Below are 12,597 nucleotides of genomic sequence, written 5' to 3' on the forward strand. Positions count from 1 at the left end.
GCAGGACGTCAGGACGAGGGACGGGAGGGCGGGATGGCGAGGACGCCCCTGGGCTGGCCGGTGGTGCGCCAGCTGCTCTCCGGCGACTACCTCGGCCGCGGCGCCGCGGTGCAGAGCCGGCAGACCCGCGAGATGACCCCGCGCACCGCCGAGGCCGACCGCGTCGTGCAGAGCGTCTGCCCCTACTGCGCCGTCGGCTGCGGTCAGCGGGTCTTCGTCAAGGACGAGCAGGTCACCCAGATCGAGGGCGACCCGGACTCGCCGATCAGCCGGGGCCGGCTGTGCCCCAAGGGGTCCGCCAGCGAGCAGCTGGTCAACTCCCCCACCCGGCAGACCGAGGTGCTCTACCGCGCGCCCGGCGCCACCGACTTCCAGACCATCGAGCGGGACACCGCGATCGACATGATCGCCGACCGCTTCGTCGCCGCCCGCGCCGCCCACTGGCAGGACGTCGACGACCAGGGCCGCGAGGTCCGCCGCACGATGGGCATCGCCTCGCTCGGGGGAGCCACCCTCGACAACGAGGAGAACTACCTCATCAAGAAGCTCTTCACCGCGGCCGGCGCCATCCAGATCGAGAACCAGGCCCGGATCTGACACAGCTCCACGGTCCCCAGTCTGGGGACCTCGTTCGGCCGCGGCGGCGCCACCCAGTCCCTGCAGGACATGGCCAACGCGGACTGCATCATCATCCAGGGCTCGAACATGGCCGAGTGCCACCCGGTGGGCTTCCAGTGGGTCGCCGAGGCCAAGGCCCGCGGGGCCCGGATCATCCACGTCGACCCGCGCTTCACCCGCACCTCGGCGATCGCCGACACCCACGTGCCGATCCGCGCCGGCACCGACGTCGTGCTGCTCGGCGCGCTCATCCACCACGTGCTGAGCACGCAGACCTACTTCCACGACTACGTGCGCGCCTACACCAACGCGACCACGCTGATCAGCGAGGACTACCAGGACACCGAGGACCTCGACGGCATCTTCTCCGGCTACGACGAGGAGACCGGCGGCTACGACCGCGCCTCGTGGGCCTACGACCTCGACGAGCACGGTGCCCCGCGGCGCGACGAGAGCATGACCCACCCGCGGTCCGTGCTGCAGATCCTCGCCCGGCACTACGCGCGCTACACCCCGGAGATGGTCGAGCAGACCTGCGGCATCCCGGTCGCCCAGTTCCACGAGATCGCCCGGGCCCTGGTCGAGAGCTCCGGCCGGGAGCGGACCACCTGCTTCGCCTACGCGGTGGGCTGGACCCAGCACAGCCTGGGTGCCCAGTTCATCCGCACCGCGGCCATCCTGCAGCTGCTCATGGGCAACGTCGGCCGCCCCGGCAGCGGGATCATGGCGCTGCGCGGGCACGCCAGCATCCAGGGCTCGACCGACATCCCGACCCTCTTCAACCTGCTGCCCGGCTACCTGCCGATGCCGATGGCCGGCCAGCACCGCACCCTGGCCGAGTACCTCGCCGGGATCGCCTCGCCGCAGCAGAAGGGCTACTGGGCGGACGCGGACGCCTACACGGTGAGCCTGCTGAAGTCGTGGTGGGGTGAGGCGGCCACCGCCGAGAACGACTTCGCCTACGACTACCTGCCCCGGCTGACCGGTGCGCACGGCACGTACCAGACGGTGATGTCGATGCTCGAGGACGAGGTCGACGGCTACTTCGTGCTCGGCCAGAACCCAGCCGTCGGCTCGGCGCACGGGCGGATGCAGCGGCTGGCGATGGCCCACCTGAAGTGGATGGTGGTCCGCGACTTCCAGCTCATCGAGACCGCCACCTTCTGGCGCGACGCCCCGGAGATCGCCACCGGCGAGCTGGTCACCGAGGACATCGGCACCGAGGTCTTCTTCCTGCCGGCGGCCACCCACGTCGAGAAGCGCGGCACCTTCACCCAGACCCAGCGGCTGCTGCAGTGGCGCCACCAGGCGGTCGCCCCGCCGGGCCAGGCGCAGAGCGAGCTCGACTTCTTCCACGACCTCGGGGTGCGCATCCGCCAGCGCCTGGCCGGGTCCACCGACCCCCGCGACCGCCCGCTGCTCGACCTCACCTGGGACTACCCGCTCGACGAGCACGGCGAGGTCGACGCCGAGGCGGTGCTGCGCGAGATCAACGGCGAGCACCTCACCGGGGAGCAGGCCGGGCAGCCGCTCGACGGCTTCGCGCAGATGCGGGCCGACGGCTCGACGACCGGCGGGTGCTGGATCTACTCCGGGGTCTTCGCCGGCGGCGTGAACCGGGCGGCGAACCGGGCACCCCACGGCGGCGACGAGGTCGCCTCGCAGTGGGGCTGGGCCTGGCCGATGAACCGCCGGATGCTCTACAACCGCGCCTCCGCCGACCCGGAGGGCAGGCCGTGGAGCGAGCGCAAGCGATACCTGTGGTGGGACGAAGAGACCGGCCGCTGGACCGGGCCGGACGTCCCCGACTTCCCGGTGGACCGGGCCCCCGGCGCCCGCCCGGAGGGCGAAGGGGGACCGGCCGCCCTGGCCGGGGTCGACCCCTTCGTCATGCAGCCGGACGGCAAGGGCTGGCTCTTCGCGCCGAAGGGGATGGTCGACGGGCCGCTGCCGACGCACTACGAGGCGCAGGAGTCGCCGGTGGTCAACCCGCTCTACCCGCAGCAGCGCAACCCGGGCCGGCGCACCTTCCCGCGCAAGGACAACCTCTTCGCGCCGTCCGGGGAGGACCCGGGCAGCGGGGTCTACCCCTTCGTCTTCACCACCTACCGGCTCACGGAGCACCACACGGCCGGCGGGATGAGCCGGTGGCTGCCGTATCTCTCCGAGCTGCAGCCGGCGATGTTCTGCGAGGTCTCCCCGGAGCTGGCGCAGCAGCGCGGGCTGAGCAACGGCGGCTGGGCGACGCTGGTCAGCCCGCGGGCGGCGATCGAGGCGCGGGTGCTGGTCACCGAGCGGATGACCCCGCTGCGGGTCGGCGGGCGCACCGTGCACCAGATCGGGCTGCCCTACCACTGGGGGGTCGGTGGCGACGCGGTCGTCGAGGGCGACGCGGCCAACGACCTGCTCGGCGTCGTGCTCGACCCGAACGTGCAGATCCAGGAGTCGAAGGTGGGATCCTGCGACATCCGGGCCGGTCGCCGACCGCGTGGCGAGGAGCTGCTGCGGCTCGTCGCCGAGTACCAGTCGCTCGCCGGTGCGACCGTGGAGACCGACAACGAGCGGCTCGACCCGGGCGTGGGGTCGCCGACCGAGGAGGAGGACGTCTGATGGGCTACCTGAGCCGCCAGCTGTCCGGGCGCACCGACGTCGCCGAGGACGCCGGCTGGACCGACCCGCCGCCGCGGAAGGGGTTCTTCACCGACACCTCGATCTGCATCGGCTGCAAGGCCTGCGAGGTCGCCTGCAAGGAGTGGAACGCGATCCCGCTGGACGGGCTGGGCATGACCGGGAACTCCTACGACAACACCGGCGACCTCGGCGCGAGCACCTGGCGGCACGTCGCCTTCGTCGAGCAGGGTGCCGAGCGGGTCGCCCAGGCGCGAGAGTCCGGGCAGCGGCTCGTCGACCTCGGGATGCCGGGGGTCGGGGCGCCCGAGCCCGCGCCGGTCGGGACGACCGCGCACGGGGTGCCGCTGCCGAGCTTCCGCTGGCTGATGTCCTCGGACGTGTGCAAGCACTGCACCCACGCGGGCTGCCTCGACGTGTGCCCGACGGGGGCGCTCTTCCGCAGCGAGTTCGGCACGGTCGTCGTGCAGGCCGACGTGTGCAACGGCTGCGGCTACTGCGTCGGGGCGTGCCCCTTCGGGGTCATCGAGCGGCGGTCTCAGGACGAGGTGACCAGCACCCGACGGGACGGGCACGTGCCGAACGTCGGTGTCGCCCAGAAGTGCACGCTCTGCTACGACCGGCTCGGCGAGGACCAGACCCCGGCGTGCGCGCAGACCTGCCCGACGACGTCGATCCGCTTCGGGGACCACGCGGACATGGTCGCGGAGGCGCAGGAGCGGGTGTCCGCGTTGCACGCCCAGGGGATCACCGAGGCGCGGCTCTACGGCGCGAACGAGAACGACGGCGTGGGCGGCACCGGGTCGGTCTTCCTGCTGCTGGACGAGCCGGAGGTCTACGGGCTGCCGCCGGACCCGGTCGTGCCGACGGCGCACCTGCCGGAGATGTTCCGGATGGCCGGCACGGCCGCGCTCGGTCTGCTCGGGGTGGCCGCGGCCTCCTTCCTCGGAGGGCGGCGGTGAGCACCTCCCCCTTCGACAGCTACCGGCCGCCGGAGGGCGAAGGGCGCCGCCGGCGCCGTGGTGGTGAGCGTGGCGGTGACCGCAGCGCTGCTGGTGGTGCCGGGTCGGGCGGGCGGCGCGAGCGTGCCGGGGACTGGCTGACCGGTCGGGCCCGGGGGCGCGGCGAGCAGCCGGTGGTGCCCGAGCCGGAGTTCGCCTCGTACTACGGGCAGCCGGTGGTCAAGCCGGTGCCGTGGGGGCACGAGATCCCGGCCTACCTCTTCCTCGGCGGGCTGGCCGCCGGGTCGGGGATGCTCGCCGCGGGGGCGCACGCCACCGGGCTCGCGGTGCTGCGGCGGAACGCGCGGCTGACGTCGATGACCGCGGTCGCGCTCAGCGGGGCGGCGCTGGTGGCGGACCTGGGGCGGCCGGAGCGCTTCCTCAACATGATGCGCACGGTGAAGCTGACCTCGCCGATGTCGGTGGGCACGTGGATCTTCAGCGGGTTCAGCGGGTTCGCGTCGGTGGCGACGGCGGCCGAGGTGGACCGGATGCTCGGCGGGCGCGACGGTGGGCGGGGCCTGCCGGTGGTCGGGTCGCTGCTGCGCTGGGTCGAGCCGGTCGGCAGCCTCGGCGCGTTCTTCTTCGGTCCGCCGCTGGCGGCGTACACCGCGGTGCTGCTCTCGGACACCGCGACCCCGGTGTGGTTCGAGTCGCGGCGAGGGCTGCCCTTCGTCTTCGTCTCCTCGGCGGCGATGGCCTCCGGCGGCATGCAACTCGTGCTCACCCCGGCTGCCGAGACGGTGCCGGCGCAGCGGCTGGCGGTGCTCGGCGCGGTCGGGGACTACGTGGCGATGGAGCGGGTGGAGCGGCACCTGCACGGGCTGGGCATCGACGACGTGCTGCACGAGGGGGCTGCCGGGCAGAAGCTGCGGGCGGCCAAGGCGCTGACCGTCGGCGGCGGGGTGCTCTCGCTGCTGGCGCGACGCTCGCGGCTGGCCGCGGTGGCCTGCGGGCTGGCGCTCGCGGCCGGGTCGGCGCTGACCCGCTTCGCGGTCGTCGAGGCCGGTCAGGAGTCGGCGCGCGACCCGCGGCACACGGTGGCGACCCAGCAGGCGCGGCTGGAGGAGCGCCGGGCGCGCGGGGTCGTCGACGACAGCATCACGACTGCGGGCTGACCGCCTCGGCCTGGCCTCGGGGCCAGAGCACCGCGGGTGTCTCGCCGAGAGTGAGCAGCACGATCAGCTCACCGTCCCCGGCCGGGGTGCTCAGCGCGATCCGCTCCCCTCCTGCGGGGTCGAGGACTCCCGTGGGGGCCGGACCGGCGGGCCAGGTCAGCTCCCGGCCGTCGTCGAGCCGCACCCGGACCGTGCGTTTGGTCCCTGCGACCGCGGTCGCAGGGACCAGCTCCTCAACGGGTCGTCGGGCGGCGCGCAACGTCCGGAACCCACCGGTCACCCACAGCGCGAAGGGGAGGACGATCGCGAGGACGACCGTGTTCCGGACCAGCTCGGTGACCCAGAACAGCTCATCGCTGAGGGCGAGCCCGATGAGCGTGGCCACCGCGACGCCGAGCACACCGGCCAGGACGCACGTAGCCACTGTCCGTCGTCGCAATCGCACCTGCTCCTGTCGCAGCCAGGCAAGGCGGCGCGGCACGTCGGTGATGGGTGCGCTCGTGCTGTCCTGCACCGCTGCTCCCTTCGCCGAGCTCGTCGATCATCGTGCTCCACGCTAGGCGACGCGCGCCTTCCTCGTGGCTACGTCGCTGCCCCGTCTCGTGGGTCACCGGCGAAGGACGGGTCCGATGCACGCCTGTCGGTACCCGTCCGTTTAGACCGCGTGCACCCGCGTGAGGAGCCGCCGTCCCGACGCGCGGTCGTCGCGGTGGGTGAGCTGTCCGCCGGGCAGGCTGAAGCCCACGGCCCCCAGGGTCCGCCCCAAGAGCATCATCGACATCTGCCACACCGGCACCTCGGCGTGCCCTTCATCCGGCGACCCCCACCGCTCCCAGCGAAGGGCGAGGTCCAGGACGTGGTGCCCGTCGTCCGTCAGCGCCAGGGCGAGCGCCGCCTCGCCGCCAGGACGCAGCACCCGCACCATCTCCCGGGCCGCGATCACGAGCATCTCCGGCGACAGCTGGTCCAGGCCGCCCCAGGAGACGATCGCGTCCACGGATCCGTCGCCAAGGGGCAGATCCAGCGCCGACCCCTCGCGCAGGTCGAGGTCGGGGTGCCGGCGGCGCCCTTCGCGGATCATCGCCGGGGCGACGTCGACACCGGTGACCCGGCACCCCGAGTTCGCCACCAGCCGGGCCACCCGGCCTGTCCCGCAGCCGAGGTCGAGGACCTCATGGCCGGCTGGCCACTCCGCGACGGTCGTCTTCAGCCAGTCCCTCTCCCGGACGAGCAGGTCGCTGAGGTCGTGCGACATGGCAGCCGCCAGCTGGTCGTCGATGATGCTCGGCAACCTCTCGACCGCCTCGAGCGCCGGCGGCAGCGCCGAGACATAGCCGGGATCGAGCGCTAGCGGCACGCCGAACGCGTGGACCGGGGCATCCGGTCCGGCCTCCTCGGCGAGCTCGTCGGGGTCGATGTCCGCGAGCGAGAGCAGGTCGAGGTGCACCCCGAGCAGGCGACCCTCGGCATCGCGGGTCAGCAGGATCGGCACATCACCGTCGCCCTGCAGGCTGAGCACCAGCAGCTCTTCGCCCTCACGGCCGGCGGTGACCGCGTAGGTGCCGTCCAGGCCCTCGCTGCCGTCGAGCTCGAGCGAGCGTCGCAGGTACCCACCGGTGCCGTGGTAGACCCGGCTCCACCAGCCGTCGTCGCCGAGCGGGATGGTCGTGGCCGCCTCCGCGTCGACGAGTCCCACGGTCGCCGAGTCCACCGGGAGGCTGCCGACGTCAGCGCCGAACCTGGGCCGCTGGTCATCGCGCAGGACGAAGGGCCGATCGCCCCATGGGGACCACCGGGTCACCTCGGCAGGCTCGCCCTCGGCGAGGTGCAGGCTCACCGCTGCCCAGATCGTGACGATGCCCTCCTCGTCCAGGTCGTCGTCGGGACCCGGCTCCGGCAGCGGTTCGCCGTCGATACCCGTCCACCCGCGGTCCACGACGGGGGTCACGCTGATCCGGTGGACCCCGGCCGGGACGTCCAGGACGATCGGGGACTCCGGCTCGGCGAAGGGGTCCAGCACCGCGAGACACCCGGTGGGCACCGCCAGCGTGCCGAGGTCCCGCTCGGGCAGGACCGTCAGACCCCAGCCCGGCGGACCCGAGCCCGGCCCTCGACCCGCGACGAAGTTCTCCGGCAGCGCCATGGCGCTCACGCTAGCCCGTCGCCGCAGGTCAGCCCACCGTGACGGTGACCCCGTCGCCGAGCGACCCCCCGGGCACGGTCTCGCCGACCACCGGGGCGCCCGGGATCTCACCGACGACGAGCAGGCCGCCGGAGGTCTGGGCGTCGGCGAGCAGGATCAGCTCGTCCTCGCCCACCCCGTCCACGGCGAGGTGCGGACGCACCCAGTCGAGGTTGCGCCGCGAGCCGCCGGGGACGTTGCCGGCGGCCAGCGCCTCGCGGGCGCCTTCGACGTAGGGCACCGCGGACGGGTCGATCCGGGCCGCCACCCCGGAGGCGCGGCACATCTTGTGCAGGTGGCCGAGCAGGCCGAAGCCGGTGACGTCGGTGGCGGCGCGCACCCCGGCCTCCAGCGCGGCCCGGGAGGCCTCCCGGTTCAGCGTCGTCATCACCGCGACCGCCTGGAGGCTCACCTCGCCGGTGCTCTTGTGCCGGTTGTTGAGGATGCCCAGCCCGAGCGGCTTGGTGAGGCTGATCGACCGTCCCGGCTCGGCGGCGTCGTTGCGCAGCAGGCGATCCGGGTCGCCGGTTCCGGTGACCGCCATCCCGTAGATCGGCTCCGGGTTGTCGATGCTGTGCCCGCCGATGACCGGGCACCCGGCCTGGGCGCCGATGTCGAGGCCGCCGCGCAGCACCTCGCGGATCACCTCGCCGGGGATGACGTCGCGGGGCCAGCCGACGAGGTTGATCGCCATCACCGGGGTGCCGCCCATGGCGTAGATGTCGGAGAGCGCGTTGGCGGCCGCGATCCGGCCCCAGTCGTAGGGGTCGTCGACGACCGGGGTGAAGAAGTCCGCGGTCGAGATGACCGCGGTGCCGCCGTCGAGGCGCACCGCTGCGGCGTCGTCGCCGTCGTCCAGCCCGACGAGCACCTCCCGCGCCGGGTCGGGCACGCCGGCCCGCAGGTCGGCGACGACCTCCTCCAGCTCGCCGGGCGGGATCTTGCAGGCGCACCCGCCGCCGTGGGCGTACTGGGTGAGTCGCTGGGTCAGGCCGGCCGGGAACGACGCGTGCTGCTCTGCCATGCCCCCGACCCTAGGCCCGCCCCCTCCCCCTGTCCCCGCCAGTTCCCTCCCCCGCCGCCCCCCGTTCTGTCCCAACCGCCTAGGCAGCTGCATCCGCTGCGCTTGCAAGCGCAGCGGATAGGGACAAGCTGAGCGGATGGGCGAAGGGTGGTGCGTCGAGAAGCCCGACAGTGATTCGGGTGGCGCGAACGGGGTGCGGGTGTCCGCGGGCGCGGTGGCGGCTGCAGACGAGAAGGGGGCTGGCGGAGGCGGACGGGAATCGAACCCGCCAGACCGAGATGCTCGGCCTCACCGGTGTTGAAGACCGGGGAGCCCACCAGGTGCCCAGACGCCTCCACCGAGCACGGTAGACCACCGTGGCACCGCTCGCAGCCGCGCCCTTCGCCGCCTCACCTGCCCGCCGCCCACCACCGCGACTAGGGTCGGCCGCATGAGCGACGACCCCCGCCGCCGGGTGCCGCGCACCGACGCGGTGCTGGCCGACCCGCAGGTCGCCGACGCCCTCGCCCGCCACGACCGGGCCACCGTCAAGGCGACCGTCACCGCCGCCCAGCAGCAGGCCCGGGAGGGCACGATCTCCCCCGACGAGGTCGTCGCCGCCACCCTCGCCGCGCTGCCCACCCGCGCCAGCAGCCTCACCCCGGTGCTCAACGCCACCGGCGTCGTCGTGCACACCAACCTCGGGCGAGCACCCCTCTCCCCCAACGCGATCCAGGCCGTCACCGACGCCGCGGGCTACGTCGACGTCGAGATGGACCTCACCAGCGGAGTCCGGTCCCGACGGGGCGCGGCGACGCTGGACGCCCTTCGCGCCGCGGTGCCGGAGGCCGGCGACGCCCTCGTCGTCAACAACGGCGCCGCCGCGCTCGTGCTCGCCACCACCGCCCTCGCCGCCGGTCGCGAGGTGATCGTCAGCCGGGGCGAGATGGTCGAGATCGGCGACGGCTTCCGGCTGCCCGACCTCATCGCCAGCACCGGCGCCCGGCTGCGCGAGGTCGGCACCACCAACCGCACCCACCTGCGCGACTACGCCGAGGCGGTCACCGACGAGACCGGGTGCATCCTCAAGGTGCACCCGAGCAACTTCTGGCTCGGCGGCTTCACCAGCGACGTCAGCCTGACCCAGCTGCGCAAGGCGGGCCTCCGGGTGCCGGTGGTCATGGACCTCGGCAGCGGCCTGCTCGCCGCCGACCGCGCCCTGCCCGACGAGCCGGACGCCGCCAGCGCCCTGCGCGACGGCGCCGATCTCGTCACCGCCAGCGGCGACAAGCTGCTCGGCGGCCCCCAGGCCGGGATCGTCCTCGGCGACGCCGACCTGATCCACCGGCTGCGACGGCACCCGCTGGCCCGTGCGGTGCGCGTCGACAAGCTCACCCTGGCCGCTCTCGAAGCCACCCTCGCCGGCCCCGGCACCCCGGTCACCGACGCCCTGCACGCCCGCGCCGACGACCTGCTCCCCCGGACCCGTCGCCTCGCCGAGACCCTGGGCCGCGAGGTCGTCGCGGTGGACGGCCGGGTCGGCGGCGGTGGCGGCCCCGGGGTGCCGCTCCCGGGCTGGGCGGTGGAGATCCCGGTCGCGACCGTGCCCCGGCTGCGTCGGCCCGAGGGAGAAGGGGTGGCCGTCGTCGCCCGGGTGGACGACGGGCGGGGCCTGGTCGACCTGCGCTGCGTCCCGCCCGCGAGCGACGACGACCTGGCCCGTGCGCTGCGCGCGGCCCTGGCCGCGCCCACCGCCGCGGACACCAAGCCCGACGCATGAGGCGGGTGCTCGCCACGGCCGGGCACGTCGACCATGGCAAGTCCACGCTGGTGCGCGCCCTCACCGGGCGGGACCCGGATCGGCTCGCCGAGGAGCAGCGGCGCGGGCTGACCATCGACCTCGGCTTCGCGTGGACGACGCTGCCTTCCGGCGCCGAGGTTGCCTTCGTCGACGTCCCGGGTCACCGCCGCTTCGTCGGCACGATGGTCGCCGGACTCGGACCGGCCCCCGGTGTCGTGCTCGTCGTCGCCGCGGACCAGGGGTGGCAGGCGCAGACGAGCGAGCACCTCGACGCGGTGGTCGCGCTCGGCGTGGAGCACCTGCTGCTCGTCGTCACCCGCGCCGACCTCGCAGACCCGGACCCCACGCTGGCCGACTCGCGCACCCGCCTCGCCGAGCGCGGCCACCGGGACGTGCCGACCGTAGTGGTCGCGCCCCCGACCGGAGTGGGGATGGCCGAGCTGCGGACCGTGCTGGACGACCTCACGGCTCGCCTGCCGACGCCCGACGAGACGGCGCCGGTGCGGATGTGGGTGGACCGGGCGTTCACCATCGGCGGGGCCGGGACCGTGGTCACCGGCACCCTCGATGCGGGCACGCTGACCGTCGGTGACCCGCTGCTCGCGCTGGGCGCCGACGGCCGGAGGCACGAGACGGCGATCCGCGGGCTGCACTCCCAGGACGAGCCCGCCGACCAGGTCCGGCCGGCCTCGCGCGCCGCCGTGAACGTGCGCCACGTCGACGCCGACACCCTCGGCCGGGGCGCGGTGCTGCTGACCCCGGGCGCGTGGGAGCTGGCCACGGAGGTCGACGTCGCGCTCACGTCCCCGGACACCACGGATGCCCTGTCCGCCAAAGAGATCCTGACCGCCACCGAGGAACCGCTGGCCACCGCAACTGCCCGGGTAGTTGCGGCGCCTGCCGGCGAGATCCCCGAGCTGCCGACCCTGCACGTCGGCACCGCCGACCACGAGGCCCGGGTGCGCCCGCTGGGCGAGCGGCACGCGCGGGTGCGCACCGAGGCGGCTCTGCCGTGGCGGGTCGGCGACCGGCTGCTGCTGCGGGATCCGGGCACCCGGCGGGTGTGGGGGGCGACGGTGGTGGACGTGGCGCCGCTCCCCTTCGAGCGGCGCGGCGCGGCCCGAGCCAGGGGTGAGGCGCTGGCGGCGGCTCCGACGACGAGTGCCTTGCGCGCGCTGCGGCTGGCCGAGCACCGGGTGCAACGATCTGCCGACCTGGCCCGGCTCGGCCTCGGGGGTTCAGTCGGCGACGACACGGCCCACGGAGCGACCGGCGGCGAGCACCACGCCGAGCATCGCGTCGGCGACCTCGTCGTCGACGGCGGCGCCTGGTCGACCTGGGTGCGAGCGCTCACCCGGGCGGTCGATGCGCGGCGGACCACCGATCCCCTGAGCGGCGGTCTGGCTCGCGGCGAGGTGGCGGACGTGCTCGATCTGCCCGCGGGCACCGGTGGCGAGCTCGTCCCAGCACTGGCCGCGGCGGCCGGTCTGCGCCTGGCCAACGGAAGGGTGCAGCGGGCCGATGACCATGACCTCGGTGCGGCCGAGACCGGGGTGGCCGCGATCGAAGGGAGGCTGCGGGCAGACCCCTTCGCCGCGCCGGAGGCGGACGAGCTGCGCGACCTCGGGCTCGGGGCCAAGGAGCTGGCGGCGGCGGTGCGCACCGGCCGGCTGCTGCGGCTACCGGGTGAGGTCGTGCTGCTGCCGGACGCGCCGGCGCGGGCGATGCGGGTGCTCGCGGGGCTGGACCAGCCCTTCACCCTCAGCGCGGCGCGACAGGCGCTGGGCACGACCCGGCGGGTCGCGGTGCCGCTGCTGGAGCACCTCGACGGTCGGGGCTGGACGCGGCGGGTGGACACCGCGCACCGGGAGGTCGTGCGGTAGCCGGTGGGCGACGACATGCGGCCGCCAGCGGGCTCCTGCCGCCCGGGATCCCGACCGTCAGCGCTCCTCATCGTTCACCCGTCCTCGTCGACGGCGGGCACCATCCGCCGTGCGGCCACCAGCCGACCCCGCGCCAGCCTCATCCACGGCGGTCATCCGCCAGATGAATCCCGCGGCGACGCAGACGAGCCCGACCAGCACGGCGACGAGTCCCACCGGCCCGGCCCAGGCGCGGTCCGAGAAGAGCACCCAGGTGGCCACCGCCACGACGAGACCGCCGACGGAGAGCACCCGCACCATCAGGTACCCGGTCGTGCGCGGGTGCGGCGGCAGCCCGCCGTCCTGCATTCCTCGGATCCGACC

At 74.3% G+C, this 12,597-nt stretch carries 9 protein-coding genes and 1 tRNA gene; 5 read left to right on the forward strand and 5 right to left on the reverse strand.

What is annotated here, in order from left to right; all coding sequences use genetic code 11:
• Window positions 1–33: 33 nt before the first annotated feature.
• Genes fdnG through nrfD form a run of 3 tightly spaced genes read left to right on the forward strand, consistent with a single transcriptional unit; the run spans window position 34 to window position 5,365 of the window.
• Window positions 34–3,228 (forward strand): formate dehydrogenase-N subunit alpha, encoded by a 3,195-nt coding sequence (gene fdnG, locus BJY28_RS04115; RefSeq protein ID WP_246313338.1) that lies wholly within the window; start codon window positions 34–36, stop codon window positions 3,226–3,228.
• Entirely contained in the window at window positions 3,228–4,208 is a 981-nt protein-coding gene (locus tag BJY28_RS04120) for a 4Fe-4S dicluster domain-containing protein (protein WP_179461880.1), read from the forward strand. Before fdnG ends, BJY28_RS04120 begins: the two co-directional genes overlap by 1 nt.
• Window positions 4,205–5,365 (forward strand): NrfD/PsrC family molybdoenzyme membrane anchor subunit, encoded by a 1,161-nt coding sequence (nrfD, locus tag BJY28_RS04125; protein ID WP_179461881.1) that lies wholly within the window; start codon window positions 4,205–4,207, stop codon window positions 5,363–5,365. Before BJY28_RS04120 ends, nrfD begins: the two co-directional genes overlap by 4 nt.
• On the opposite strand, the gene BJY28_RS04130 is transcribed toward nrfD, so the two are convergent.
• The 4 genes from BJY28_RS04130 to BJY28_RS04145 all read right to left on the reverse strand — a co-directional run bounded on the left by BJY28_RS04130 (window position 5,349) and on the right by BJY28_RS04145 (window position 8,907).
• The gene (locus tag BJY28_RS04130; protein WP_179461882.1) at window positions 5,349–5,789 is read right to left on the reverse strand and encodes a hypothetical protein; all 441 of its coding nucleotides are present in this window, start codon (window positions 5,787–5,789) and stop codon (window positions 5,349–5,351) included. The two genes, nrfD and BJY28_RS04130, sit on opposite strands and share 17 nt — an antisense overlap.
• 231 nt (window positions 5,790–6,020) lie before the next feature.
• Window positions 6,021–7,508, reverse strand: coding sequence for a class I SAM-dependent methyltransferase (locus BJY28_RS04135; RefSeq protein WP_179461883.1), 1,488 nt, complete (start codon window positions 7,506–7,508; stop codon window positions 6,021–6,023).
• 28 nt (window positions 7,509–7,536) lie between these two features.
• Window positions 7,537–8,571: a selenide, water dikinase SelD gene (gene selD / locus BJY28_RS04140; protein ID WP_179461884.1), complete on the reverse strand. Its 1,035-nt coding sequence runs from the start codon at window positions 8,569–8,571 to the stop codon at window positions 7,537–7,539.
• A 240-nt stretch (window positions 8,572–8,811) separates the two neighbouring features.
• A tRNA-Sec gene (locus BJY28_RS04145) sits at window positions 8,812–8,907 on the reverse strand.
• 94 nt (window positions 8,908–9,001) lie between these two features.
• Between BJY28_RS04145 and selA the strand changes: the two genes are divergently transcribed.
• Both selA and BJY28_RS04155 read left to right on the forward strand, forming a co-directional pair.
• Complete coding sequence (selA, locus tag BJY28_RS04150) at window positions 9,002–10,330, forward strand: L-seryl-tRNA(Sec) selenium transferase (RefSeq protein ID WP_179461885.1); 1,329 nt, start codon at window positions 9,002–9,004, stop codon at window positions 10,328–10,330.
• Complete coding sequence (locus tag BJY28_RS04155; protein ID WP_179461886.1) at window positions 10,327–12,234, forward strand: selenocysteine-specific translation elongation factor; 1,908 nt, start codon at window positions 10,327–10,329, stop codon at window positions 12,232–12,234. Before selA ends, BJY28_RS04155 begins: the two co-directional genes overlap by 4 nt.
• A gap of 57 nt (window positions 12,235–12,291) precedes the next feature.
• Here BJY28_RS04155 and BJY28_RS04160 read toward each other — a convergent pair whose 3' ends face one another.
• Window positions 12,292–12,582 (reverse strand): hypothetical protein, encoded by a 291-nt coding sequence (locus BJY28_RS04160; RefSeq protein ID WP_179461887.1) that lies wholly within the window; start codon window positions 12,580–12,582, stop codon window positions 12,292–12,294.
• Window positions 12,583–12,597 lie beyond the last annotated feature (15 nt).

The organism is Janibacter alkaliphilus (genome assembly GCF_013408565.1).
GTDB classification, from domain to species: Bacteria; Actinomycetota; Actinomycetes; order Actinomycetales; family Dermatophilaceae; genus Janibacter; species Janibacter alkaliphilus.